Origin of the sequence: Gemmobacter nectariphilus DSM 15620, assembly GCF_000429765.1 — a bacterium.
In the GTDB taxonomy this organism is placed as follows: domain Bacteria; phylum Pseudomonadota; class Alphaproteobacteria; order Rhodobacterales; family Rhodobacteraceae; genus Wagnerdoeblera; species Wagnerdoeblera nectariphila.
The window spans coordinates 66,603-92,970 of sequence record NZ_AUCM01000013.1 but is presented as its reverse complement, the minus strand read 5'-3'; the positions used below and the strand labels follow the sequence as shown (position 1 = coordinate 92,970).

General features: G+C 64.9%; 26 protein-coding genes and 1 tRNA gene. 2 read left to right on the top strand and 25 right to left on the bottom strand.

Going from position 1 to position 26,368, the window contains the following annotated elements; translation table 11 throughout:
* Positions 1-529 precede the first annotated feature (529 nt).
* Entirely contained in the window at positions 530-1,576 is a 1,047-nt protein-coding gene (locus G481_RS0114110; protein ID WP_028030619.1) for a DUF7146 domain-containing protein, read from the bottom strand.
* Positions 1,576-5,895 (bottom strand): strawberry notch family protein, encoded by a 4,320-nt coding sequence (locus G481_RS0114105; RefSeq protein ID WP_028030618.1) that lies wholly within the window; start codon positions 5,893-5,895, stop codon positions 1,576-1,578. Before G481_RS0114105 ends, G481_RS0114110 begins: the two co-directional genes overlap by 1 nt.
* A 235-nt stretch (positions 5,896-6,130) precedes the next feature.
* On the opposite strand from G481_RS0114105, the gene G481_RS0114100 reads away from it, so the two are divergent.
* Positions 6,131-7,675, top strand: a complete 1,545-nt coding sequence (locus G481_RS0114100) for a Fic family protein (RefSeq protein WP_028030617.1) — start codon at positions 6,131-6,133, stop codon at positions 7,673-7,675.
* Positions 7,676-7,686: 11 nt separating this feature from the next.
* Here G481_RS0114100 and G481_RS0114095 read toward each other — a convergent pair whose 3' ends face one another.
* From G481_RS0114095 to iscR, 23 genes are all read right to left on the bottom strand, one after another.
* A complete protein-coding gene (locus G481_RS0114095) occupies positions 7,687-8,331 on the bottom strand; it encodes a hypothetical protein (protein ID WP_028030616.1) in 645 nt (214 codons plus the stop codon).
* On the bottom strand, positions 8,324-8,740 hold the full coding sequence (locus tag G481_RS0114090) for a hypothetical protein (RefSeq protein WP_028030615.1): 417 nt from the start codon (positions 8,738-8,740) through the stop codon (positions 8,324-8,326). Before G481_RS0114090 ends, G481_RS0114095 begins: the two co-directional genes overlap by 8 nt.
* Positions 8,741-8,805: 65 nt before the next feature.
* Positions 8,806-9,354: a hypothetical protein gene (locus G481_RS0114085; protein ID WP_028030614.1), complete on the bottom strand. Its 549-nt coding sequence runs from the start codon at positions 9,352-9,354 to the stop codon at positions 8,806-8,808.
* Positions 9,355-9,554: 200 nt separating this feature from the next.
* Positions 9,555-9,719, bottom strand: a complete 165-nt coding sequence (locus G481_RS26375; protein ID WP_009573755.1) for a hypothetical protein — start codon at positions 9,717-9,719, stop codon at positions 9,555-9,557.
* 398 nt (positions 9,720-10,117) lie between these two features.
* Positions 10,118-10,441, bottom strand: a complete 324-nt coding sequence (locus G481_RS0114075) for a hypothetical protein (protein ID WP_028030613.1) — start codon at positions 10,439-10,441, stop codon at positions 10,118-10,120.
* Between the two features lie 65 nt (positions 10,442-10,506).
* A complete protein-coding gene (locus G481_RS0114070; protein ID WP_028030612.1) occupies positions 10,507-10,728 on the bottom strand; it encodes a hypothetical protein in 222 nt (73 codons plus the stop codon).
* A 59-nt stretch (positions 10,729-10,787) separates the two neighbouring features.
* Positions 10,788-12,917: a ParB/RepB/Spo0J family partition protein gene (locus G481_RS0114065; RefSeq protein ID WP_028030611.1), complete on the bottom strand. Its 2,130-nt coding sequence runs from the start codon at positions 12,915-12,917 to the stop codon at positions 10,788-10,790.
* Positions 12,918-13,033: 116 nt separating this feature from the next.
* A complete protein-coding gene (locus G481_RS0114060) occupies positions 13,034-13,510 on the bottom strand; it encodes a JAB domain-containing protein (RefSeq protein WP_051294538.1) in 477 nt (158 codons plus the stop codon).
* Positions 13,511-13,632: 122 nt separating this feature from the next.
* The gene (locus G481_RS0114055; protein WP_028030609.1) at positions 13,633-14,028 is read right to left on the bottom strand and encodes a DUF2958 domain-containing protein; all 396 of its coding nucleotides are present in this window, start codon (positions 14,026-14,028) and stop codon (positions 13,633-13,635) included.
* Entirely contained in the window at positions 14,025-14,987 is a 963-nt protein-coding gene (locus G481_RS0114050; protein ID WP_028030608.1) for an ArdC family protein, read from the bottom strand. The genes G481_RS0114055 and G481_RS0114050 overlap by 4 nt, the downstream gene beginning before the upstream one ends.
* A 444-nt stretch (positions 14,988-15,431) precedes the next feature.
* A tRNA-Arg gene (locus tag G481_RS0114045) sits at positions 15,432-15,508 on the bottom strand.
* A gap of 224 nt (positions 15,509-15,732) precedes the next feature.
* The gene (locus G481_RS0114040) at positions 15,733-16,953 is read right to left on the bottom strand and encodes a cysteine desulfurase (RefSeq protein ID WP_028030607.1); all 1,221 of its coding nucleotides are present in this window, start codon (positions 16,951-16,953) and stop codon (positions 15,733-15,735) included.
* Between the two features lie 145 nt (positions 16,954-17,098).
* Positions 17,099-17,524 (bottom strand): YIP1 family protein, encoded by a 426-nt coding sequence (locus tag G481_RS0114030; protein ID WP_028030606.1) that lies wholly within the window; start codon positions 17,522-17,524, stop codon positions 17,099-17,101.
* The gene (locus G481_RS0114025; RefSeq protein ID WP_028030605.1) at positions 17,521-18,021 is read right to left on the bottom strand and encodes a hypothetical protein; all 501 of its coding nucleotides are present in this window, start codon (positions 18,019-18,021) and stop codon (positions 17,521-17,523) included. Before G481_RS0114025 ends, G481_RS0114030 begins: the two co-directional genes overlap by 4 nt.
* Positions 18,022-18,198: 177 nt before the next feature.
* Positions 18,199-19,491 carry a Fe-S cluster assembly protein SufD gene (sufD, locus tag G481_RS0114020; protein WP_028030604.1) on the bottom strand — a complete coding sequence of 431 codons (1,293 nt, stop codon included), beginning with the start codon at positions 19,489-19,491 and terminating at the stop codon, positions 18,199-18,201.
* Positions 19,491-20,246, bottom strand: coding sequence for a Fe-S cluster assembly ATPase SufC (gene sufC / locus G481_RS0114015; protein ID WP_028030603.1), 756 nt, complete (start codon positions 20,244-20,246; stop codon positions 19,491-19,493). Before sufC ends, sufD begins: the two co-directional genes overlap by 1 nt.
* Before the next feature lie 131 nt (positions 20,247-20,377).
* Positions 20,378-20,875: a hypothetical protein gene (locus tag G481_RS0114010; protein WP_028030602.1), complete on the bottom strand. Its 498-nt coding sequence runs from the start codon at positions 20,873-20,875 to the stop codon at positions 20,378-20,380.
* Between the two features lie 126 nt (positions 20,876-21,001).
* Complete coding sequence (locus G481_RS23840; protein WP_342666588.1) at positions 21,002-21,661, bottom strand: hypothetical protein; 660 nt, start codon at positions 21,659-21,661, stop codon at positions 21,002-21,004.
* A complete protein-coding gene (locus tag G481_RS0114000) occupies positions 21,654-21,965 on the bottom strand; it encodes a heavy metal-binding domain-containing protein (protein ID WP_028030601.1) in 312 nt (103 codons plus the stop codon). Before G481_RS0114000 ends, G481_RS23840 begins: the two co-directional genes overlap by 8 nt.
* A gap of 1 nt (position 21,966) precedes the next feature.
* Positions 21,967-22,347: a hypothetical protein gene (locus G481_RS0113995; protein WP_028030600.1), complete on the bottom strand. Its 381-nt coding sequence runs from the start codon at positions 22,345-22,347 to the stop codon at positions 21,967-21,969.
* Positions 22,340-23,866 (bottom strand): Fe-S cluster assembly protein SufB, encoded by a 1,527-nt coding sequence (sufB, locus tag G481_RS0113990; RefSeq protein WP_035026124.1) that lies wholly within the window; start codon positions 23,864-23,866, stop codon positions 22,340-22,342. Before sufB ends, G481_RS0113995 begins: the two co-directional genes overlap by 8 nt.
* Before the next feature lie 35 nt (positions 23,867-23,901).
* The gene (locus tag G481_RS0113985; RefSeq protein ID WP_028030598.1) at positions 23,902-24,954 is read right to left on the bottom strand and encodes a cysteine desulfurase family protein; all 1,053 of its coding nucleotides are present in this window, start codon (positions 24,952-24,954) and stop codon (positions 23,902-23,904) included.
* Positions 24,955-25,067: 113 nt separating this feature from the next.
* Positions 25,068-25,529, bottom strand: a complete 462-nt coding sequence (gene iscR / locus G481_RS0113980; protein WP_028030597.1) for a Fe-S cluster assembly transcriptional regulator IscR — start codon at positions 25,527-25,529, stop codon at positions 25,068-25,070.
* Positions 25,530-25,708: 179 nt separating this feature from the next.
* On the opposite strand from iscR, the gene G481_RS0113975 reads away from it, so the two are divergent.
* Positions 25,709-26,368 carry an alpha/beta hydrolase gene (locus tag G481_RS0113975; protein ID WP_028030596.1) on the top strand — a complete coding sequence of 220 codons (660 nt, stop codon included), beginning with the start codon at positions 25,709-25,711 and terminating at the stop codon, positions 26,366-26,368.

The following is a 26,368-nucleotide window of genomic DNA, read 5'->3' as shown; positions in this document are numbered from 1 at the left end:
CTTACAACGGTGGCCCTGGCCAACAAGATGGCACGGATCTGCTGGGCCGTGATGGCACGGAAAACCGTCTACGGAGAAGCAGCCGCATAGAATACGACGCACTGGCGTCGCAACAGTTCGGAGGGTCTGCCCAAGAAGCGTGATGACTACCGGTTTTGCCGGGGATCAGGAAAACCCGTTCGCGAGACAGCGCCCAAAAGCGCGATGATTTGATAGGGACCATGATCCGCGGATATCATCAGGGCCCGCGGCCAACCGGCCGCACTACGAGGCCGGACATATGCAAGCACCCAACCGGATTCGACGCGCTTTGAGGAAAGACTTGACGAAGGGGGTGTCCACATATGCTTCGCGCTGTAAAGGCGGGCTTGCCCGCCGACGGAAATCAGTCGGGCGCCGCCATTGCCGGGCCGGAGCGTTTGTGGGCCGCTCGCCCTCTCAAGAAGGCCAAGGCGCGGTCCCCTTGCCGAGGTGCCCCAACCCCTTGCCCATGGCGGGATCGGTTATCCCCGATCAAGGCCCTCTCTGGCTATGACGCAAGCGCCATAAAGCGGCTGACGTCCTCGGGGGCGATCTGCACCCGGATCTGCGCCCGAAGCGCCTCCAGGCCGAAGTTGACGAGGTCGTCGTTGAAATCCCCCAGCATGGGCGAGAGCGTGATCGCCTCGATTCCGACCTCGATAGCCCGGTCCACCAGGCTGTCCCGCGCGGCGTCACCTGCCGGATCATTGTCGCAGACGATATAGAGCCTGCGCAGATGCGGGGAGAACTGGATGGCGGAGAGATGCCCGGCTGAAAGTGCGGAGGCCATCGGCAGGATCGGCAATGCCTGCCGCAGCGAGAGGATGGTTTCGATCCCCTCGCCCGCTGCCATGACATCCCGCACCTCGCCAAACCGGACGGCGTTTCCGAGCAGGTCTCCCATCGCCTTTCTCGGCGGATCGACAGGTGCCTTGCCGGAACCGTCGCGTTGAATCCAGGTGCGATGCGCACCAGTGATCCTGCCGTCGAGGTCAGTGACGGCGGCGATCATGGCGGGCCAGGTTTCGGTGGGACCATCGTCCTCGGGGCGCCAATAGCAGTTCGGATGAAACCGCAGATTCGCGGTTCCGCGTAAATCCGTAATGCCGCGTCCGCGTAGATACGTCTCCGCGAGGCTGCCGATCAATGGCCGGGTCATGTGCCAGAGGCGGCGCGCCGCTTCGGACGAACCGGATGGTACCGGCGGTGTTCGGAACTTGCGGGACTGTGGCTCCGGTTCGGGATGCGGCAGGCTGAGGAAGCGGCGGGCTTCCTCGGCAACATCAGCAAAATCGATAAGGCCGAGGCTTTCGCCGATCACGTCGAGCAGATCGCCATGTTCCCCGCTCTGCGCATCGGTCCATTTGCCGGCCGCGCCCTTGCCCGATTCCGGCCCGGTCAGACGGACGAACATGGAGCGGCCGGGACTGTTCTGCACATCGCCGACCTGCCAGTAATTGCCCTGTTTGCGCCCATTCGAGAGATAGTGGCGGCACACCGCCTCGGCTTGGCGACCGAGACGCTGCGCCAGTTCGGAAGCGTTGAGACGCGCCATCACGCAGCCACCCGCTCGGAGATGCGCTCGACGGGGAAGCGGTCGAGGAGCTTGGCCGTGACCTCCGGGCCCGCTGCCCCGACCGGGACGAAGAAACGCAGCTTCCAGGAGATGATCTCGCTGAAAAGACCATAGGCCCGCAGGCGCTCGCGCATGGTATCGGTGAAGCCGGTCAGTTCGATCCGGTTCGCGCCCATGACGCGCGCGCGGCGCAGTTGCAGCCCCTCGGCCAGATCGAGGATGGTGCAACCTTCGATCAGCGCGCCATAGGCCGCATCGGACGTGATGCTGCTGACACCGCTGCTCGAGGCGTTGTCGGCCCATGCGGGCGAGACCCGACGACCGATAATGCGTTCGCCCTCGTCGGTCTGGAGCCGATAGACGCGGGAGGAGTCCTGCGGCAGGCGCTTCCAGATCGGCAGCAGGAGCCCGGTCACCATATGCAGGATGCTGTCGGTGAACTCCAGCATCTCTTCCAATTCCGCCCTCCAGGCCGTGGCGAAGTCGGTCCTGTCAGCCTCGAGCCAATGGGTCTCTTCCATCGCCCGCACGGGGAAGCTCACCGCTTCCATCGGCCGGATCAGGCGGACACGGCGCTCGATCTCGCCGTCATCCAGCATCACGCTGGTTGTCGGGATCTGCACCGCGGCGCGACAGGATCGCTCGTTGATGAGCAATCTTGCGCGGGGATCATCCAGTTCCGCCAGGGCTGCATCGAGCGAGATCGGCTGATTGCGTTTGCGCGCTGTCAGGGTCAGGAGCCGGGTTTCCGCCCCCGTGCCCGGATGGGTGTGGATCAGCTGCCGGTTGGTAACGACGAAGCTCTCCGCGCGCAGCGTCTCCAGCCCCATGTCATAGGTGCCGGATGCAATGGCCCCGTCGATCCGCGCCTGCAGAAGCTGCTCGAAGGCCGAGAACAGGATGCCCTGCAACTCGATGGTGAGGGCCAGAAGACGGTTTAGGAAAGTGGTGATCGGCGGCAGATCGTCCTTGATGCCGTTCGAGTCCATCAGCTTCAGGCCGGTGGCCGTTTCAAACCGTTCGAGCGAGCAGCCCTCGACCTTGCCGCGCACGATCAGCAGATAGAGCTGGCGCAGCGCATCGCGGGCATAGGCGGATTCCAGATTGTCCTCTGGCCGGAACAGGCCCTGACCGCCGGTCTGGCGCTGACCGCGGGTGATTGCGCCCAAGGTGTCCAGACGGCGAGCGATGGTGCTCAGGAACCACTTCTCGGCCTTCACATCCGTGGCGATCGGCCGGAAGAGTGGCGGCTGCGCCTGATTGGTTCGGTTGGTGCGCCCCAACCCCTGAATGGCGGTATCGGCCTTCCAGCCCGGTTCCAGCAGGTAATGTACGCGCAGCCGCTGGTTCCGCGCCAAAAGGTCCGCGTGATAGCTGCGCCCCGTGCCCCCGGCATCCGAGAAGACCAGGATGCGCTTCTGGTCATCCATGAAGGCCGAGGTCTCCACAAGGTTCGCGGACGGTGTACGGTTTTCGACTGCAAGGCGGGCCGATGCGCCATCGCCCTTGCGCACGATGCGCCGGGACCGCCCCGTGACCTCCGCCACCACATCCGTGCCGAAGCGCTGAACGATCTGGTCGAGTGCGCCCGGGACCGGCGGAAGCGACCCGAGTTGCTCCAGCATCTCGTCGCGCCGGGCGACGGCTTCTCGGCTTTCGACCGGCTGCCCATCGCGGAACACGGGCCGCGATGAGAGATTTCCCTCGCTGTCGGTGAAGGGCTCATAGAGTTGCACCGGGAAGGAGTGCTGCAAATAGGAGCCGACATATTCCCGCGGCGTGACATCGACGGAAATATCGTTCCATTCCTCGGTCGGAATCTCCGCCAGCCGCCGTTCCATCAGCGCCTCGCCAGTCGAGACGATCTGGATGACGGCCGCATGGCCCGCTTCAAGATCGGCGTCGATCGAGCGGATCAGCGTCGGGGTTTTCATCGAGGTCAGCAAGTGGCCGAAGAAACGCTGCTTGGTGCTCTCGAAGGCCGACCGCGCGGTGGACTTGGCCTGGCGGTTCAACGTGCCTTCACTGCCGGTGATATTGGCCGCCTCCATCGCCGCGTCGAGATTGTTGTGAATGACGGCGAACGCGGCCGCGTAAGCATCATAGATGCGCCGCTGTTCATCGGTGAGTTGATGCTCGACCAACTCGTATTCCACCCCATCGTAGGAGAGCGAGCGGGCGGTATAGAGGCCGAGAGATCGCAGATCGCGGGCCAGCACTTCCATGGCCGCAACGCCACCGGCTTCGATCGCTTCGACAAACTCAGCCCGGGTCTGGAACGGGAAATCCTCACCACCCCAGAGGCCGAGGCGCTGCGCATAGGCGAGATTGTGAACTGTGGTGGCGCCGGTCGCAGAGACGTAGACCACTCGGGCATCGGGCAGCGCGTGCTGGAGCCGCAGGCCCGCCCGTCCCTGTTGCGAGGCGGCGATATCGCCGCGGTCTCCCTTGCCGCCACCGGCATTCTGCATCGCATGGCTCTCGTCGAAGATGATGGCCCCATCGAAATCGGAGCCCAACCATTCGACGATCTGCCTGACGCGCGAAACCTTCTCGCCCCGGTCATCGGAGCGTAGGGTGGCATAGGTGGTGAACAGGATGCCTTCCGACAGCGTGATCTTTGCGCCTTGAGGGAAGCGTGACAGAGGCGTGACCAGCAAGCGTTCCATGCCGAGCGCCGACCAGTCACGTTGCGCATCCTCGATCAGCTTGTCGGACTTGGAAATCCAGACCGCCTTGCGCCGACCGCGCAGCCAGTTGTCGAGAATGATAGCGGCGGACTGGCGTCCCTTGCCAGCGCCGGTTCCGTCACCGAGCATGAAGCCCCGGCGGAAACGGACAGCTCCGGCGGCATCCTCGGCGGCGGCGCGCACGTTGTCGAATTGCTCGTCCACGGCCCAGGCACCGGCGAGGTGATCGGCATGGGCTTCACCGGCATAGATCACCGTTTCAAGCTGGGCGTCCGACAGACGGGTGCGGATGTCGGACGGCAGCATGGGCCGGTAGGACGGCTTTGGCGGCGCGACCGAGGCCATGGCAGCGGATTGCACCAGCCTGGTCGGGTGCGGCTCGGCGCAGGGGATGCGCAGCGATTGCAGCGCATATTCCTCATAGATCGCGTCCGACAAGCGCGCGCCCTCGGGCGGCGCCCAGTCCATGGTCTCATAGGCAAGTTCGACGCCATCGGGATCGTGGGCGGGAGCAGCGGCAGGTCGCGCCGCTGTCGCGCGGGCCAGATAGCCCCGCACGGTTTTCGGCGCGATGGTCGAAGCGGGCACGACGATCTTCGTCAATGATACCGGCGAACGCTGCGGGACATGTGCCTCGATCCATCCGATCAGCGTGGCAACATCAGGCGCGATCCCCGGTGAGGCCGGAAAACTGGTCGGGTCGTCGGTGGGTAGCTTGTCGATCACGGTCAGTCGCGTGTCGATCGTGGTGCCGTGCTTTGCATAGACTGCGCCATCGACGGCAGCGCTGAACACCACGCGACCACGGGCCTGCAAGCGGATGAAAGCGTCCCGCCATGCCGGAGCCTCGGGGCAAAAGCCTGCGCCGGTGATCGTCACCAACCGGCCACCGGGGGCAAGACGGGCCAGTGCCGAGGCAACATGGCGGTAGGCCGCATCAGCGACGCGCCCGCTGACATTGGCCATGACCGAGAATGGCGGGTTCATCAACACCACGGAAGGCACCGCATCCGGGACCAGATGATCGTCGATCTGGGCGGCGTCGAAGCGGGTGACGGGAAAGGCCGGAAAGAGGGAAGTGAGAAGATCGGCGCGGGTCTCGGCGAGTTCGTTGAGGATCAGCGAACCGCCGACGCTCTGGGCGAGGATCGCCATGAGGCCGGTGCCCGCCGAGGGTTCCAGCACCACGTCATCAGGCCTGATCCCGGCCGCCGCCAGCGCAGCAAGGCCGAGAGGCAGAGGCGTGCTGAACTGCTGGAAGCTCTGGCTTTCTTCGGAGCGGCGGCTCTGCGTGGGCAGCAACCCAGCGATCTTCGCCAGCGGAGCGAGCCGGGAAACCGGAGAGGCGGCTTTACGGAAGAGCGTCTTTCCGTACTTGCGCAGGAACAGAACCGTGGCGACCTCGCAAGCCTCATAGGCAAACTTCCAGTCCCAGGCGCCGCTGGCGTCGGACGCACCGAAGGCGGTTTCCATCGCACAGCGCAGGATCGCGGCATCGACGCGTTGACCGCGTTCGAGATGGGGAAGAAGGAGATGGGCGGCGGCCAGGATCGCGGGTGCGGCGCCGAACGGCGTGACCGGATCGGTCACGGGAGACGAGATGTTCATGTCGGGAAACCTCAGAGAGCGGGAACGGGGAGGACCCGGACGGCGCTCTCTCTCGACCACCCGGTCTCACCCCGTCCCGGCCCCTCTCTGACTCGGCACCTCATGCTCCATCACCTCGCAGACCCGAGGGCGACAGCGCTCCGCCATCAAATTTCGCAAGACCTCATTGATTGTAATCAATATTCATGAGATATACCGACTTGAAATCAATCATCGGGACCAAGAACTGAATTTCATGGAACAGGCGCAACGGAATCCGTTTTCAGGTGCCGTAACCGTTTTTCACGAGCGCTGGCTTCCCGAGGAGGCCACACCTGCGGGCTATGCTGCGCTGATCGATGCCTATGCGCTCGCAACGCCCCTGCCCCGGACACTTTCCGCTATCGGCCCACGTCACAAAGTCTACGCGGCCGACGGCTGGCGCCTCTACACGCCCCGCCATGAACCCGAGGCGAGCCTCATCGGTCATCTGACCTTCGCGCTGCGCTACGAGGGGCTGGATCTGGCAGTTCTCAAGCGGCTGTTCAAGGCAACCGGGCCGGAGCCGATCCAGGCCATTGTCGAGGCTGCCCCGACGGGCAGCTACGCGCGCAGGATCTGGTTCCTCTACGAATGGCTCCTCGGCGAAGCATTGGATCTGCCCAACGCCACGCGCGGCAATTATGCGCCCGTGGTCGATGCCAAGCTCCAATGGGATGCAGAGGGCGCCCCCTCGCCGCGCCACCGGGTCCGCAACAACCTGCCCGGCACCCCGGATTTTTGCCCGATGATCTTCCGCACTCCGGCAATCGAGGCCTTCATCGCCCGCGATCTGGCGGCCGAGGCCCGTGCGGTGCTGGCCGAGGTGCCCGCCGATCTGCTGGCGCGCACGGCGGCCTTCCTGCTGCTCAAGGATTCACGGTCGAGTTTCCAGATCGAAGGCGAGAACCCGCCCCAGGATCGTATCCGGCGGTGGGGCCAGATCATCGGTGAAGCCGGGCGCCATCCGATCGACCGGGCAGAACTCGAACGCCTGCAACGCATCGTCATCGGCGATGCCCGCTTCGTCCATCTGGGCCTGCGGCAAGAGGGCGGCTTCATTGGCGAGCACGACCGCACGACCGGCGCCCCCCTGCCCGATCACGTCAGCGCCCGGCATGAAGACCTGCCTGCGCTGATCGCCGGGCTCGAAGCGTTCGACCGCGATATCGCCCCGGGGCTCGACCCTGTTCTGGCCGCCGCCGGCCTCGCCTTCGGCTTCGTCTATATCCACCCGTTCGAGGACGGCAACGGGCGCCTCCATCGCTACCTGATCCACCACGTGCTTGCTGCACGCGGCTTCAATCCGCCCGGGCTGGTCTTCCCGGTGTCGGCGGTGATCCTCGAACGGATCGAGGCCTACCGACAGGTGCTCGAGAGCTATTCGCGTCGACTTCTGACCCATATCAGCTGGCGCCCAACCGATCGCGGAAACGTCGAGGTGCTGAACGACACAGGCGATTTCTATCGCTTCTTCGATGCCACGCCCCATGCCGAATTCCTCTTCGCCTGCGTGGCCCAGACAATCGACCATGACCTGCCAGCAGAGACCCGGTTCCTGCGTGCCTACGACGGGTTCAAGTCCCGCGTCTCGGGCCTGATCGACATGCCCGACCGCGTGCTCGACCTGCTGTTTCGTTTCCTGCACCAGAACGGTGGCAGGCTTTCCGGACGCGCCAGAGCGAAGGAATTCGCCGCTCTGACCGACGCGGAGGCCGACCGGATCGAAGCCATCTATGCGGAGTTGCAGGACGAGTTCTGAGGCGTTGCACCTCACCCGAACCGCTGCCCCGCCTCGGTGAACGTGTAGCCGTTGGCGATGATGGCCTCATCGACAACGTCATCCGAGGACAGATAATCGTATTCGCGCTCGAGCTGGCGGTAGAGCCAGCGGGCGAGATCGCGCAACGCCTCGATCACGCCTTCCTCGGCATCGGCGGTCATGTCCTGATATGTCGGACTGTCACGCTCGACCGAGATCCCCATGCAATATTCGTGACAATAATGGCCGCGATGGCCGGCCTCGGCGCGAAGCTGGTAGAAATTGCGCCGCTGGATCGCCTGAAGGGCGTCGGCGATGCGGTGAAGCGCGGTGTCCTGAGGGGCGTATTCCCTGATCCGGCGCGGAGCGTGTTTCTGGTAGGAATACCACAATTCAAAGCAGGCACCGTCCCCCTGCGAGGAAAAGTCCCGGAACCAGATGCAGGGTTCCTGCCGTGTGCCACCGCCCATTAGCCGGACGGTGCGGGTCTTGAGGTTCAGCCCTAGGATTTCCGCGATGCGCTGGAAATCCTCATAGACGGCATCGTACCAGTCATCGTCGAAGCCACCTTCGCGATACCAGGCGCGGGCTTTGTCCCTGGCTGCATCGGAAAGCTCGTCGAGGCGATAGACAGTGATCTCGATGACCTCACTCATAGGGAGTGCCTCCCCCCAGCACGGTGGAAAGCCAGCCGTCCGTGTAGATCCAGTCCACCGTCTCGCCGACGGCGAGATCGAGGACGTGCGCTCCGCCGCCGAACCCGTCCACACGCGGCTTCGAGCAGGTGTTGGCGTATTGCATTCCCCAAAGGCCGGTCAGCCCGAACTCCTTCGCGCAGCGTTTGACGAATTGGATGACATGCTCGGGATCGCCGGTGCCATCATCGCGCATCCAGAGCTGGGTTCCGCCATGCTCGGGTTGAATGGAAAGCAGAAACCCGTCCGAAGGCGGATATTCGCCGGCATTGTCACCCGCCAGAGCGTTGTAGAGATCGAGTGCGCGGGCAGCGTTTTCGGGGGTGCCCACGTCAAGCAGGCAAGAAAAGTGCGTGAAATAGTCGGCCATGATGGTCTCCGGGCATGACATGGCCCGGCGTGACACCGAGCCGGATGGGATGGAAAGGGTGAAGCTCAGGCGGCCTGCGGCAGGCGGAGCAGATCGGCCGCGGTCTCGCGCCAGAAGGAATCGACCAACCGTGCCTCCAGCGCAGCGGCGCGGTAACGCAGCCGTCGCGCATCACCGGGCTCCGAGGCTCGGAATGCCATACCGCGCAGTCGGCTGGCCTCGGTCACAATCCTGCGTGCCTCGGCATCGGATGCGACCGGCTGTTGCCAGATGATAATGCCGGCGCGGATTTCGCCGGCGAGGACCAGGCGCTGATCGCGGTCCTGAATGAGCATGATGCGCGGCTGAAAATACGGAAAACTGTCCGGCCCCGTGCAAATTTCACCGCGCGACAGGCGCAAGGCCGCAGCCTGTATAGCCTCTTCCGGTGACGGGCATTCTCCAAGCGGGATCACGCGGTCGAAACTGTTCGCCACGTCACTGGCGTCATAGCTGGCCACGCCAAGGCACGAGATGAGTAGCGGCAGCTTTTGCGACCGATAAAGCGCGGGCAGAACATCGGCCGCCAGAATCTGGCCGATGGAACGGAAGGTTTCGGAACGGGCAAAGGTCATCGGGATCACTCCATGACGGGCGCCGGCGAGCCTCTCTCTCCAGCCCTCAACCCGTCACGGCCGAAAGGCCCGCACTCTTCCTCTCTGACCGGGATTGTTCCCGGTTCCGCTGCCGACGATGGGGGACCATCGTGAGGCACTGAAGGCCCGAAGCGCGGGTCTCCGCGCTCGGGTCGTTTGGGGTGAGGCGCTTTCGCGCCTTACTCCCATGGATCCAGTTCCAGCTTCACCATGTCTTCGTCGCCGTCGAACTCGTCGGCGGGCATGGCACCGTGGGTTCCGTCCCCGGCCTGGAACACGACGATCACGACCATCAGAGTGGTGGCGAGGCTGGCGGCGAAAGCGGTGGCATCTGCATAGGACATCGGGATTGGCTCCTGTCACTGGAGGCGGGGGACCATCCCCCGCGCGACAGGCGCCCGACGTGTCTGACCGGATCTGCACTCACCCTCGGGCGTTCGGACGTTTTTCGAATCCCCGAGGGCGGCACGTATGCGTAAGCCGACCCCTCCGGGGTTGAATGTCAAAGAGACGGATCAGACCAAGGTTAGCGAATGGAAGCGGGGGTGGTGTCTCGCATCCGACAGGCGCCGGATACCCCCTTGCAGATGCCCCGCCTGGCCAGCCCTTGCTGCCACGCTGGCATCAGGAGTGTGTTCGAGGACGGGGGTGGAAACCGATGCCGAACATGATGAGCGGCACTGTGGTGAAGCTGGAACTGGAGCCATACAAGCCGATGACAGGAAGACGGTGGCGGCTATCTTCAGACGTGGACGGGCCTGAAGTCCCAGACCCCATCGGCGATCTCGCGGGCGATCATGGCGCGCGCGGTCATCATCACGTCGTCACCGCTGGTGTCGATATGACCGTAGAACCGGGCATGGCCGCCGTTCGCGGTCCAATCGGCGTAGCTGCAATATTCGGGGGCTTCTAGACGGAAGGCGCGCATGTCGTCCGCCCAATGCGGCTTCGGCTCCACCACTACGGTGATGCCGTCGCAGGTTTCCTCCCAGGGCAGCGTGCGCTCCGAAGGCGGGTTGGCGCTGTCCTCGCGGAAGATCTGATCAGTATCGATATCTGCGGACATCGGATTTCTCCAAAGAAAAAGCCCGGTCACGAGGACCGGGCGAGTTGCGGAAACGGAAAGCGGGATCAGTAGCCGAAGCGCCAGGACGGCCATGCCTGTCCGTCATTGGCGTCGGTGACGGCCTCGGCAAGCAGGTCGCCGTCACCTTCGATCAGCGCGGAATCGCGGATCGGGGTTTCGTCGATGACGACAACATCGGCGACGATGCTGTCCTCGACCTCGACATGCACGGGGACGAGATAGGAAAAGACGATGCGCCGGTTCGGGGTTTCGGGTCTCAGGGTCATGTTGGGCTCCTGAAATTGAGGAAAAAGTGCGGGACGACCGTAGCCGCCCCGCGTGAGGATCATTCCGCAGCGACCATGCTCTGCGGGTCTTCGTCCACGGCGGCTTCGTCCTCTTCGCCGTCTCCCGCGAGGAACTCGGGCAGATCGTTGGCCTCGGCGTCGATCCCGGCATCCGCATCAACCTCGGCATCGCGAACCACCATGCGCAGCGGCTCAGGAAGCCAGCCGGTTTCAGCCAGCAGGCGCTCGGCCTCCTTCGCCATGTCACCCTTCTTCAGGTGATCGATGAGCTGGGCCGCCCGCTCGCCAACGCCCTCGCGCACTGCCTCGATGATCCGGGGCTTTGTCACACGGCCGAGATAGTTGCCGACGGTCGGCCGCCAACCCACCGCCACCATGTCGAGGCCCGTTGCCCGTGCCAGCCGGTCGGCCTGGGACAGGCGCAGGTCGAGCCCGTGCTGGCTGACGCCCATGCCGCCATAGGGGTTGGGCTTCTCGTGCAAGGCGTTGACGCCGAAGCTGATGCAATGGGCGAGCAACTCCATGCGGGTGTTGTCGTCCTGATTGACCACCCAGTCCCAGAGCGCCGCATCGTCGGCCGGGATATGATCGCCCCAGCGTTCGTGGCGGTCGGCGATGGCACGCGCCGAGACGCTTTCGCCGAGGTCATCGGCCTGCGCCGGGAAATGAACCTCCCGGACATGGGCTTCGAGGCACCCCCTGGTGGAGTGCGGAAGGAAGCAATCGGTGACCAGCCGGTGCAGCAGCGCCGTCATAGCCACATGCGGGTTGGTCGCGACGGCATCGCGGAGCGCCAGCGTGCGATGCGCGGTGAGCTCGCTGACCAGGCGGTCCGGCAGAGGCCGGATGGTTTCGACGTCCTCGTCCTCTTCGGGTTCGGTCGCCGTGCAACCCACCATGATGACCGCGCGCTGCACACCACCGGACTCGCCGCCCTCGGGAGAACACCCATCGGTACCCTGCCCTTCCTGACCTTCCATCGCCTCGTCGTCGGCACGGACATAGCCGCGCTCGACGGCGAGCTGGCCGTCATGGCGGATGCTGACGAAGACACCGGCGCGAGCCATCTGATCGGCGTCGTAGAGCATCGGTCGGGTCTCGAAGGCTTCCAGCGCATCTTCGATCTCGCCGAGCCGCGAGTCCACCTCGTCGGGCAGTTCGTCGGCCTCAGCATATTGCGCCTCCAACGCGTCGAACTCGTCGCGGAGCTTTTCGCGCTCGGCACGTTCCTCGTCGGTCAGGTCGATGGTGGTGCCGGCCAGACGGCGCATGCCCCCGGTATGGCCATAGGGGAAATCGGTCGCGACCTCGATCCACTTCCAGCCCTCGGCGGCGATGGTCTCCGCCTCGGCCTTCAGTTTCTCGCCCACCAGCCGGTCGAGCAGAACCGGGTCCTGGAGCCAACCACCATCGTCCTGCTGGAAGAGATCGCGCAGCACATAGCCGCCCGCCGCCTCATAGGCCTCAATGCCGACGAAGAGAGCCCGCTTGTCTGAGGCCCGCACCGTGGTCTCGGTCAGCATACGCCGGATCGTGTAGGGCTCCTTCTGCCAGCTGTCCTTGATCGCCGCCCAGACCTGTTCCTGCCGGGCATGGTCGTCGGAGACGGTGAAGGCCATGAGCTGTTCCAGCGTCACGCCGTCCTCCGCATAGGTCTCGAGCAGCGCCGGCGAGACCGAAACGAGGCGCAGACGCTGCTTCACCACCTTGGCGTCGACGAAGAAGGCGGCGGCGATTTCCTCCTCGCTCATGCCCTTCTCGCGCAGGACCTGGAAGGCGCGGAACTGGTCGAGCGGATGCAGTGGTGCACGCTCGATATTCTCGGCCAGCGACACCTCGTCAATCAGAATATCGTCTCCGGCCTCCGAGACGATGCAGGGCACCGGCGCAGTCTTGTTGAGGCGCTTCTGCTTGACCAAGAGTTCCAGCGCCCGGTAACGGCGGCCACCAGCCGGCACCTCGAAGAGGCCGGTTTCCTGCCCCTCGGCATCGAACTCGGGCCGGACATGCAGGGACTGGATCAGCCCGCGGCGGGCGATGGACTCGGCCAGTTCCTCGACCGAGATGCCGGCCTTCACGCGCCGGACATTGGACTGGCTGAGCACCAGCTTGTTGAAGGGGATGTCGCGCGAGGACGACAGGGTGATCTTCTGCGTGGCAGTGGCCATGTCAGGGTCTCCATGACGGACGCCGGGGAGCCTCTCTCTCCGGCAACCAGCCCGTCACGAAACCCCCACCCTCCTTTCCCTCTCCAGGCCGAGCCGCGGATGAACGCGCAGACCCATCAGAGCTCGCCGCGGGCACGCAGGCTGGTCTCCCGGCCGGCGCCGGTGATGATGTGGTCGTGCAGCACTACCCCCAGGGACGCACAGGCCGTCTGGATTTCCTTCGTCATCGCGAGGTCGGCGGCCGAGGGCTCGGGATCGCCGGCCGGATGATTGTGGACGATGATCAGCGCCGAGGCATTGAGCGCCAGGCAGCGCCGCAGCACCTCCCGGGGATAGACCGGGACATGATCGACCGTGCCGGTGGCGAGGCATTCGTCAGAGATCAGCCGGTTCCTGCGGTCGAGATAGAGGACATGGAAGCGCTCCACATCGCCCCGTATGGTCAAGGCGCAATAGTCGAGGACCGCCTGCCAGGACGTCAGGACAGGGTTCTGGTTGAGATGGCGCAGCAGGATCTGCCGGGCCTCATAGACCACGGCCTGCTCCTGGGCCGAGAACCGGAGCGGCTGTGCTTCGATGGCGGGTGTTCTCATCTTTCTTGTCATGGTGCTGTTCTCAGACGGGCAGCCGGCCGGGCGCCGAACTTTCACCGCGTCACGAGGAGAAGCGCCGCCCTCTTCCTGCGAAGCGAGCGGCGCCGAAGCTGCAGAACCCCTCAGGAACGCGGGGACTCCGTGTCGAGGCGTGTCCCGCCTGACAGGCGGCCCGAGCGATAAAGCAGGCGCTCGGCATCGCGAATGCTGCCGGCATCCCGGGCGGCCTTGGCCCAAACCGAGATCGGGAAATCCCCCGTGAACAGCAGATCCCGCTCGATACCCATGCCGAAGGGCAGCCGAATGGAGCGCAGTTCGTTGAGGCTCCAGGAGCCAAGTTCGGGGTAGCCAATGTCGGCCAGGCCAAACATGATGTCGCCGTCCTCGTCGAGCTCGGTCGCAAGCCAGACACCGGCGCCAAAGGGATTGAAGAACTTCACGACCGGAATGTGATCCTGATCGCGATCGCGTCCATTCGCCAGCAGCCGATTGCGCTGTGTAACGGTCAGGAGGATCATGCCGCGGCCCTCCCTTCCGTCGGGGTCTGCCGCTCAACATCGGTGCTGTCGCCGGGCAGATGGGCCAGCAGCCAGTCGGCCGCCTTGCTGGCCTGCGAGGCGGCGCGGACGATCGCGCGGGAATCCTCGCGCATCACCTCCAGCCAGGAGCCGATGTAATCGGCGTGGCGCACAGTCGGGACGATCCCGAGCGAGGCGCAACAGAACGCGCTCGAAATCTCGGCGATCAGTTCCTCGAAGGCGTATTTCTTCGTGCCGAAACCGCCCGAGAAGTCCCGCCCCAACCGTGAGGCATGTCCTGTCGCGTGCCCCATCTCGTGCAGTGCGGTCCGGTGCCAGTTGATCGGCTCGAAATAGGCCTGCGGAGGTGGCACCTGCACGTAATCGAGCGCGGGAACATAGAAGGCGCGGTTGCCACCGATCCGGAAGTCGATACCAGTCGCGGCGATCAGTGCCTCGACCCGCGGCTCGATCAGCCCGGGCGGCGGTGGCGGTGCCTCGACGGCGATGTCGTCGGGCAGACCCTCGCATTGCGCCGCGTTGAACACGGTAAAGCGCTTCAGGAACGGGATGCCGTTTGCATCTTCTCCGGTCTCCCGCGCGCGGCGCTTCTCGTCGTCAGGCGTGAACCGGTCGGCATAAACGACGGTTGTGCCGCGCTCGCCCTTGCGGACATTACCGCCGAGCGACAGCGCCTGGCGGAAGGTCAGCCAGTGCTGCGTTGGATAGCCCTGCTGGATGACCGCGCCCCAGAGGATCAGGACATTGAGCCCGGAATATTGCCGACCTGTGCTGGCGTTGCACGGCATGGCGAGCGGCGCTTGCGCCGCCGCCGTCCCCCAGGGCTGAACCCAGGGCAGCCGGCCTTCCTCCAGCTCGGCGATGATCTTGTCGGTGATGTCGTCATAAAGGTTCGTGCGCGGACCGCTCTTGCGGGCCGCGCGATGCTCTCTGGCCATCGGGATGATCTCCGCGACGGGCGCCGGAGGCCTCTCCTCCAGCCCTCAACCCGTCACGGAAAACCCGCCCGCACTTTCACTCTCAGGGGGCGTTTCGGGGTCTCCCCGCAGAAGGGGTAGGCCGAGATCAAGGCTCGGCCTCAGGGGAAGGCTTTCCCCATATCTGGCCTCTGTACGAGCGCGGAGCCTCACAAAGGCGGCCTATGGCTGACGTCTTCCTGCAGCTTTCAGTCGAAGATCACACGATGCGCTGGAGGCGTGCAGCCCATCATCGCGAACGCGCTGGCGGTCGAGGGGTTCGCCTGAGGTCGAGTCAAAGCAGAATCAAATCCAAGATATTGTTATAGCAAGATAAATGAGCATCTTTGCTTACGTGGACTCGCCAAGTAAGCAACATCCCTCAAAAAGAGGGAATTAATAACATTCTGATTTTAAAGGGAAAAATGGCGCACCCGAGAGGATTCGAACCTCTGGCCTCCGCCTTCGGAGGGCGGCGCTCTATCCAGCTGAGCTACGGGTGCATACCGTTCGCGATGTGCTTACGTCATGCTTACGCGCGTTTTTTGGCTTCTTAAAGAGCGAACCCGATATTCACTCAAGCCATTGTCAAATCGTTACCTTTTCCAAACACCCCTAACTTTCGCCGGACTTGACTACCGCCTTCGGAGGGCAGCACTCTATCCAGCTGAGCTACGGGTGCCTGAGCGCGTCTATAGCCGGTCAATGAACCGGCTGCAACACGCGATCATGCGAAAAGATCGTGGCACAGCTCCAAAGCTGAAACCAGAGCGTCCACCTCGTCCAGGGTGTTGTAAAGTCCAAAGGACGCCCGGCACGTCGCGCCCACGCCCATATGCGCCATGAGCGGCATGGCGCAATGCGTGCCAGCCCGCACCGCAACGCCCCGCTTGTCCAGAATGGTCGAGACATCATGCGCATGGGCGCCGCCTTGCAGGGTAAAGCTGAAGATCGCCCCCTTGCCCGCCGAATTGCCCTGCACGTTCAACCAGTTCAGCCCTGCCAGCCGCTCGCGCGCATAATCGCGCAAGGCCCGCTCATGCGCGGCGACATTGGCCATGCCAAGGCCCATCAGATACTCCAGCGCAACGCCAAAGCCGATCTGCTGGACGATGCCGGGCGTTCCGGCCTCGAACTTCATTGGCGGGTCGGCATAGGTGACGCCATCGCGCGTCACCTCGCGGATCATGTCGCCGCCGCCCAGAAAGGGGCGCATCTCGGCCTGGCGCGCGCGAGAGATCCAGATCGCGCCGGACCCCGACGGGCCATACAGCTTGTGCCCCGTCACCGCATAGAAATCGCAGCCCAGCGTCGACAGATCGACCGGCATATGCACCGCCGATTGCGACCCGTCCACCAGCACCGGCACGCCCTTGGCCCGCGCGCCTGCACAGATCGCGGCGACATCGACCACCGTGCCCAGCACGTTCGACATATGCGTGACCGCCACCAGTTTGGTGCGCGGCCCGATGGCGTCGATCACCGCCTGCGGATCCAGATCGCCGGTCTGATCGACCTCGACCCATTTCAGCACCACGCCCTGCCGCTCGCGCAGGAAATGCCAGGGCACGATGTTCGCGTGATGCTCCATCACCGACAGGACGATCTCGTCCCCAGGCTCCAGCCGCGGCGCGGCCCAGCCATAGGACACAAGGTTGATCCCCTCGGTCGAGCCGCTGGTAAAGACGATCTCATCTTCATGAGGCGCGTTCAGGAAACGCGCGACCTTGCCGCGCACCGCCTCGTATTTCTCGGTCGCAAGATTCGACAGGTAATGCAGGCCACGATGCACATTGGCATATTCCATCGAATAGGCCTCGGTCATCGCATCGATCACCACCTTGGGCTTTTGCGCGCTGGCCCCATTGTCCAGATAGACCAGCGGCTTGCCGTTCACCTGCCGCGACAGGATCGGAAAATCGCGGCGGATGGCCTGAACGTCGTACATGGCAGCCTCCTTAGCCAAGGGTCACAAAGGGCGTCAGCAGCAGCGACAGCACAAAGCCGACCACCAGCATGGCACCCAGAATTCCCAGAAATGTCAGCGGCAGCGACTGGAACCCGTGCAGCCCGGCCACCAGCCCCGTCGAAATTCAGCAGATCGCCACGACCGACCCAAGGCTGAGCAGCCCGGCCAGCGGCGGCAAGACCAGCATGGCGATCAGCTGCACGGCCTGCAACAGCACCATCAGCAACTGGATCCAGACGATGATGCGCAGCGATCCGGCAAAGCTGCCCTGCCCGCCGAACATCCGCCCGGCCTGTGCCAGCACGGCGGCCAGCAGCAGCATGGACCCCACCTGCATCAGTGCCAGCATGAAAGGCTGCGGCAAGAACTCGGCCTCAAGCCCTGCAAGCAGCGAGGCCGTATACAGCCCCAGCACCGACAGCGCCGAGACCAGGATCAACGCCAGCAGAACCGTCCGCTCCGGCAGCGACCATCCGACGATGCGCTGCGCATTGCGGCGCGGATCGCGCACCGCTTCTTCCAGCAACCCCGTCCACCAGCTTCGGTTCATTGCCCCGTCTCCTTGCGCGGCGCCTCGGCCACGACCAACGCATTGATCCACTGGAACAAGAACCCGGCCAGCACCAGCAGCCCGACCACCGTCGCCCCGGCCCCCGGCCCGACAAACCCCGCCACCAGCCCCTGAAGCAGCATCAGCGGCGAGATCACCAGCAACGACCAGAACAGCGCCAGCCGCGCCCCATACCAACTGCCCTGCCCGCCCATCGCCCGCGCCACCAGATGGCTGAGCCCGGCCAGCCCATAGGCCAGCGGCGGCACCAGAAACAGCGTGCCCATCAAGGCCCCGCCAATGCGCGCATCCAGCGGCACAGACGGGTCAAGAAACGCGGCCCGGCTCAGGCCCGGCCATTGCGCGACGAACATGATCAGGCAGGCGACCATCAGCACGACCAGCGCCCGGTCCTCGCGCTGGCCTGCGGCCAGCATCCCGCGCATCACCCCGCGCGGGTCGCGCCAGCTGGCCAGTATGCGCTGCGTCACCGACATGGACCTGCCTCCGACCGGCCGCACGGCCCCGTGCAGCCTCCCTTTGTCCCAGATACCCAAGCGCCCGAACCATCACAAGCGCCCGGACGGGGCAGCCGAAAGCCGCCTGCCCCTTTGCCTTTTTCCAAATACCCACGGCGCAGCGCCCGCCAGGGGGCGCGGCGCCAGGGCAAGGGCTCAGGCCGTCTTGTGCCGCGCCAGCCAGCTTTCGACGCGGGCGCGCACTTCCTCGGCCAGCGCCTCGTCCTCGATCTCGGCAATCGCCTCGGCCAGGAAGGCCAGCACCAGCAGCCCCTCGGCCTCGGCCTTGGGCACCCCGCGCGAGCGCAGATAGTAAAGCGCCGTCTCGTCCATCGCCCCCGAGGTCGATCCATGCGAACATTTCACGTCGTCGGCATAGATTTCCAGCTCGGGCTTGGCCAGGAAGTTGCTGTCGCCATCCAGCAAAAGGCTCTGGCTGATCTGATAGCCATCGGTCTTCTGGGCGCCGGGCTTGACCAGGATCTTGCCCTGGAACACCCCGGTCGCGCCGTTCTTCAGCACCTTCTTGTAGACCTGACGGCTTTCGCACCGCTCGGCCGCATGGGTGATGAAGACGGTATCGTCGTGATGGAAATCCCCGTCGCCCACGGCGGCGCCAGCGACATGGGCGATGGCATCATCGCCGGTCAGCTCGATCACCGCCTCGTTGCGCGTCATCCGGCCGTTCGAGGTCATGGTGAAGGACTTGAACACCGATTCCGTGCCAAGGCGCGCAAAGATATGGGTGATCGCCCGGCGCTGGTGATCGCGGCCCATGGTGCGCACATGGTGGAACCGCGCGCCATCGGCGACGTCCACCTCCAGCACCTTGTTCAGCCGCGCGGCACCGGGGCCGTTTTCCAGCAGCGTCATCTCGGCGCCCGGCTCCAGCCGGATCACATGGTGCAGCACCGCATCCGAGGTCTCGTCGCCATGCAGATAGACCAGCGAGACCGGACGCGCCGCCTTGCCGGTGACGCGGATCAGCACGCCATCCTGGGCAAAGGCGGTGTTCAGCGCGGCAAAGGGGCGCTGCACCGGGGTCTGCCCGCGGGCCTCCAGCACGCCGTAAAGATCGCGCGCCCAGTGAATGTCCACCTGCGCGGCCTCGGCCAGGCGGGTGATTTCCACGCCGGCCAGCTCGGGGCGGTCGGACTGCGCGGCATCGAATACGCCATCGACAAACACCAGCCGCACCCGCTCGATCGCCTCGAAGGGCAGCGCCTCGGGCACGCCGCTGAACAGCGCGGCGGGGGCCGGAACCGGCGCGTTGAACCCGCTCGGGTCGGTATAGCGCCAGTATTCATCGCGCTTGCCCGGCAGGCCCATGGCGGTCAGCCGCGCGCGCGCATCGTCCCGCGCGGCGGTGATCCACGTTCCCCCCGCAAGACGCGGGGCCGCGTCCAGCCGCGCCTCCAGCGCATCCTGTTTCGCTTTCGGCAGTGCCATCACTTCGCCTCCGCCAAGAGGTTGGCATAACCGTTGTGCTCGACCTCCAGCGCCAGTTCCGGCCCGCCGGTCTTGACGATGCGGCCATCGGCCATGATGTGGACGACATCCGGTTTGATATGGTCCAGCAGGCGCTGGTAGTGGGTGATCACCAGAAACGCCCGCCCTTCGGACCGCAGCGCATTGACGCCTTCGGACACCAGCTTCATCGCATCGACATCGAGGCCCGAGTCGGTCTCGTCCAGGATGCACATCTTGGGCTCCAGCATGGCCATCTGGAGGATTTCGTTGCGCTTTTTCTCGCCGCCCGAAAAGCCCACGTTGACCGGACGCTTGAGCATGTCGGCGTCGATCTTCAGCGCCTTGGCCTTTTCGCGCACCAGTTTCAGGAAATCGCCGGCCGACAGTTCCTCTTCGCCGCGCGCCTTGCGCTGTGCGTTCAGCGCGGTGCGCAGGAAGGTCATGTTGCCGACGCCGGGGATTTCCACCGGGTATTGGAACGCCAGGAACAGGCCGGCAGCGGCGCGCTCCTCGGGCTCCATGCCCAGCAGATCCTCGCCGTCCAGCGTGGCGCTGCCGTCGGTGACCTCATAGCCGTCACGGCCCGACAGCACATAGGACAGCGTGGATTTGCCCGAGCCGTTCGGGCCCATGATGGCATGAACCTTGCCGGCCTCGACGGTCAGGTCGACCCCTTTCAGGATCGGCTTGTCCTCTTCTTCCAGCTTGACGTGCAGGTTGCGGATTTCCAGCATGATGCGGTCCTTTCAGGCAATGCGGAAAGGGGCGCCAGCCTTGCGGCTGCACCCCGGATGGCGGAAAGGGGCGCCAGCCTTGCGGCTGCACCCCGATTGGTCAGGATCGGCCCCGCAGGGCCGGGACTGGATCAGTTCGGCAGAATGTCCATCGACAGCGTCATCGGCGCCGTGCTTGCAAGCACACCCTGCACCCAGTCGGGCGAGAAGAGCGATGCGAATGCCTCGGGCCAGACATGCACCGCGTTGTGCATGCCGAACACGGCGAAGGCCACGCCCATCAGTTGCAGCGCCAGCATCAGCGGCCCTTTCAGCCCCAACACCAGCCGCAGCAGCATCAGCCCCACGGCCGCCGCCAGCAGCGCAACCCATAGCTCGGTCGACCCCAGCAGGACCGGCAGCGCCCATTGCGCCCAGACCCAGGCCACGGCCCCGCTGAGCAGCGCCAGAGGCGAGGCCAGAACACTGCTGGGGGTCTGGCGCGGCTTGGCCCGGCCCAGAACGGCGCGCTTCAGCGCCGCTTGCGGCAACTGGTCGGCCATACCGATATGCAGCGTCGCATTGGTATTCCCGGTATGGGCCGCGATCCTTTCGAGCCGCGCCGCAAAGGTCTTGCGCTGATCCAGCATGTTCCGCTCCTGCCATGGGCTGCACATGCTTAGGTTGTTGATAACAACTTGGGCATTCCCATGGCGAAAGCCGGATGTTTTCGCGCCCATATGGCGCGGCGTGACGGTATGTTCCCCACATGTCGATCACAGCGGCCTCTGGTAAAGGCCCACCAGCCATTGCAGGCGGTCAGTCGGCAGCGCCATCGGCGTGACCTCGAAGCGCGCCATGCGGCCGACGATCTCGGCGGGGCGGATCAGCGTTTCCACCGAATGATAGGGCTTGCGGCCGATGTAGTCGTCAAACAGCACCGTCACCGGCCGGGTGCTGCGCAGGGCCACGGTCATCAGGCAGGCCGGGCGGAACCGGCCGTCGATCAGCACCACATCGGGCTGCGCGAACCCGTCCAGATCCCAGACCGACAGCGCATAGCCGGGCCATTTGCGAAAGGTCGCCTCGCTGGCCGGGCGGCCCCAGCCGGCGGTGGGGCCGATGTCGGCATGATGCATGCGAACGGCCGAGGCCGGTGGATTGGCCGCGAACCAGCCCTGCATCATGGCAACCCAGGCTGCATCGGATTCGACGCTGAAGATGGTCTTGCCCGGCATTTCGCCCGCCATCACGGTCGACCCGCCCGAACCATATTCCAGGATGACCGCAGCCCGCTCATAGGCCGCCCGCACAAGGGCCGCCTCGGCCTCGGGCAAGGTCAGCTCGGGCCGCTGCGGCGCTGCCCCGGCGCGTGCTGCTTCGGCCGCCGGATCGGCGGTCGGGGCAGCACGTTCAGGGGCAACGCGTTCAGCCAAGGCGCACCGCCGTGCCGCTGGCCGAGACCATCAGCATGTTGTTGATCACCTCATAGTCCAGATCGACCCCCACCACCGCATCGGCGCCCAGGCGTCGCGCCTCATCCTGCATTTCCGCCAGCGCAGTGCGCCGGGCCTTGCCCAGCTCCTGCTCATAGGCGCCGGCGCGCCCCCCCACGATGTCACGCACGCTGGCGAACAGATCGCGGAAGATATTGGCGCCCAGAATGGCCTCGCCCGTCACGATACCCAGATATTCGCGGGCAGGACGGCCTTCGACGGTGGGGGTGGTGGTGACGATCATTTCAGTTAAACTCATGCGCGGGCACACCGGCGTAGGAATACAAAACAACGAAGCCCGCAATCGTCGCGCCCAGAACCAACCAGACGATCCGCTTCTCTAGGAAACCCAACACCTGCTCCCTTCTGTAGCTTGGCCAATCTTGTGGCTGGAGATGCCGGAATTCCTCGATCACGCGTCTTTGCACCATACTGGGATGCACCGGCTGGGTCAGCACCCTCACGCCGATCGTGAGAATGAAGATCATGTTGGTAATCCCTGCCACCAACATAGGCATGTCAGTCAGCCATCGCGCCAACACCGTCAACGCGGCGCCGAGAAGGAAAGAGAGCCAAGGCGGCCCCCTCCTCAACACCGCCTCGATACTGTTGACCAGTCTAGCCAACACTGCCCTCCAGCGAAATCGCCACCAGGCTTTGCGCCTCCATGGCGAATTCCATCGGCAGGGCTTGCAGCACCTCGCGGCAGAAGCCGTTGACGACCAGCGCCACCGCCTCTTCCTCGTCCATCCCGCGCGAGCGGCAGTAGAACAGCTGATCGTCGTCCACCTTCGAGGTGGTCGCCTCGTGCTCGACGCGGCTCGAGTTGTTCTTCACCTCGATATAGGGCACCGTATGCGCCCCGCACTTGTCGCCGATCAGCAGGCTGTCGCACTGGGTATAGTTGCGGCTTTCGACCGCCTTGGGGTGCATCGACACCAGCCCGCGATAGGTGTTCTGCGCGCGCCCCGCGCTGATCCCCTTGGACACGATCCGCGACTTGGTGCGCTTGCCCAGGTGGACCATCTTGGTGCCCGTATCGGCCTGCTGGGCATTGTTCGCGATGGCGATGGAATAGAACTCGCCTTGCGAATCGTCGCCGCGCAGGATGCAGGACGGATATTTCCAGGTGATCGCCGACCCGGTTTCCACCTGGGTCCACATCACCTTGGCCCGCGCGCCCCGGCAATCGGCCCGCTTGGTGACAAAGTTGTAGATGCCGCCGCGGCCTTCCTCGTCGCCCGGATACCAGTTCTGGACGGTGGAATATTTGACCTCGGCATCGTCGAGGATGACGATTTCCACCACCGCCGCATGCAGCTGGTGCGTGTCGCGCTTGGGCGCCGTGCAGCCTTCCAGGTAGGACACATAGGCGCCCTTGTCGGCCACGATCAGCGTGCGCTCGAACTGCCCGGTGTTTTCGGCATTGATGCGGAAATAGGTCGACAGCTCCATCGGGCAGCGCACCCCTTCGGGCACATAGACGAACGAGCCATCCGAGAACACCGCACTGTTCAGCGTGGCAAAGAAGTTGTCCGACTGCGGCACGACCGAGCCAAGGTATTTCTTGACCAGATCGGGGTATTCGCGGATCGCCTCGGAGATGGAACAGAAGATGACGCCAGCCTTCTTCAGCTCGTCCTTGAAGGTGGTGCCGACCGAGACACTGTCAAAGACCGCATCCACCGCCACCTTGCGCGGCTCGCCCTCGGCACCTTCGACACCGGCCAGAAGCATCTGTTCCTTCAGCGGAATTCCCAGCTTGGCATAGGTTGCCAGCAGCTTGGGATCCACCTCGTCCAGCGACTTGGGCTTGACGGCCATGCTCTTTGGCTTGGCGTAGTAATACTGGTCCTGATAGCCGATTTCCGGGTAGTTCAGCATCGCCCAGCGGGGCTCTTCCATCTGCACCCAGCGGCGATAGGCGGCCAGGCGCCAGTCCAGCATCCACTCCGGCTCGCCGTTCTTTTCGCTGATCAGCCGGACGATGTCTTCATTCAGCCCTTTGGGGGCGAACTCCATCTCGATCTCGGTTTCCCAGCCGTATTTGTATTTACCGGCCATGGCCTGAACGGTTTCGATCGTCTCGCGGTCCACGCCCTCGCGGACTTCGATCTGGTCTTCGACTTGATCGGCCAGTGCCATCTGCATTCCCCTTCATCGCGCCGCACAGGGCGCTGTCATCCCATCCGCGCCCGTGCCCGGTCGCGGGCAGCGGCCCAGACCTCGGCAAAGCGCATCACATCTGCCTCGGCCGTGTCCGGCCCCAGCGAAACCCGCATGGCCGACGCGGCGGCCACCTCGTCCAGCCCCATGGCGCGCAGCACGCGGCTGGCGCGCACCTTGCCGCTGGAACAGGCCGAGCCCGCCGAGACGGCAAACCCCGCCAGGTCCATCTGCATCACCTGCGTCTCGCCCTTCCAGCCCGGCGTGACCAGGCACAGGGTGTTCGGAAGGCGGGGCGCGCCATGCCCGACTGAAATAGTCCCGCTTTCGCCGCCTGACAATGCTGAATCTAGAACATTTCTAATTCCAGCCACCCGCTCCCACAGGCCATCGGCCAGATCGCGCGCCGCCGCCTCGGCCGCGGCGCCAAAACCGGCGATCCCGATCAGGTTCTCGGTGCCTGCGCGGCGCCCCATCTCTTGCCCGCCGCCCTTCAGCTGCGGCGATATGTCCAGACCCCGCCGGATCACCAGCGCGCCAATTCCCTTCGGCCCGCCCAGCTTGTGCGCCGACACGATGCCCATCGCGACCCCGGACCAGTCAAAGGCAAAGGGGATCTTGCCAAAGCCCTGCGTCAGATCGGATACCGCCAGCCCCTCGGGCAGCGCCTGCACCACGCCGGTTTCGGAATTGGCCAATTGCAGGGCCGTCCGGCCCGGGTCGGCCACCGCCACCCGGCCCTCGGCATCGGGGACCAGCGCCTCCTCGCACCAGGCAGACACCGCCTCATGCTCGATCCCGGCACAGACCAGCCCGCGCCCCGCGCAGGCCAGCGCCGCCGCCTCGGTCGCCCCGCTGACAAAGACGATATCCGACCCTTCGGCCCCCAGCGCCGCCGCCACCTGCCCCCGCGCCCGCTCGATCAGCGCCTTGGCCGCCCGCCCCTCGGCATGAACCGAGGACGGATTGCCCGCCACATCCATCGCCGCGATCATCGCCGCCCGCGCCTCGGGGCGCAGCGGCGTCGTCGCATTCCAGTCCAGATAGACGCGCCCGGCCCTCGCCATCGCAGCTTCACCTTTCCCCAAATACCCTCCGCGAAGCGCCGCGCGGCACGCGCGGCCCGGCCCAAAGGGTCAAGCGCGCCTGGCGCGCGCAGGCCCTGCGGGAGCGCCGCCGCTCAGTCCTCGTCCACCACCCGGAACAGCGCCGGCACCGCGGGACAAGGCGTCAGCGCATTCTGCACCACATCCGACAGCCGCACCTGATGCAGGTAGACATAGACATTGGCGCTCAGCCCCTGCCACAGCCGGTTGCACATGCTTTGCGCCCGGCTGCCCGACTGCCCGCCCGAGGCCCCAGCCCCGGTATGGGTGGCATCCACCGTTTCCTCGACCGCTTCCAGCACTTCGGACACCCGGATCGCATCGGGCGATCGCGCCAGCCGATAGCCGCCGCCGGGCCCGCGCACCGATTCCACCAGCCCCGCCCGGCGCAACTTGACGAACAGCTGCTCCAGATACGGCAACGAGATGTCCTGCCGCTTCGAGATCTCGGCCAGCGAGACCCGGGCCTCGCCCGGATGCAGTGCCAGATCGGCCAGGGCCACCATGGCATAACGCCCCTTGGTCGAAAGCTTCATGCAATACTCCCTTGCACCCGTCCGCAAGGACCGGCGCACCATTGACGGCGAACGCCTCGACGCTTAACTCAATTGCGAACTGGCCGGAAGCCTTCCGGTCACCTGGAATGATTCTAAAGTATGCGCCGACACCCGTCAACCAGACCGGGCCGCGCCGCAAAAGGGAAGCCGAAGCCTCCATGCCCGAAGTGATTTTCCCCGGCCCCGAAGGCCGCCTCGAAGGCCGCTACCACCCGCAGAAGGACCGTGACGCCCCGATCGCCATCGTGCTGCATCCGCATCCGCAGTTCGGCGGCACGATGAACAACCGCGTCGTCTATAACCTGCACTATGCGTTCTACAACCTGGGCTTCACGGTGCTGCGGTTCAACTTCCGCGGCGTCGGGCGCAGCCAGGGCGAATACGACCAGGGCATCGGCGAGCTGGCCGATGCTGCCTCGGCGCTCGATTACCTGCAGTCCATGAACCAGAACGCCAAGCATTGCTGGGTCGCAGGCTTCAGCTTCGGCGCCTGGATCGGCATGCAGCTGCTGATGCGCCGCCCCGAGGTGACGGGGTTCATCTCGGTCGCGCCGCCTGCGAACATGTATGACTTCAGCTTCCTCGCGCCCTGCCCGGCCTCGGGCCTGATCATCAACGGCGCTGCCGATCGCGTGGCCCCGCCCAAGGATACCGTGAACCTCGTGAACAAGCTGCACGAGCAGAAGGGCATCACGATCACCCATACCCAGATCGAAGGCGCCGGGCATTTCTTCGAAGACGACGAGGCGCATATGAAGCCGATGATCTCCGAGGTCTCGGACTACGTCAAACGCCGGCTGACCGAAAGCACCCGCTGA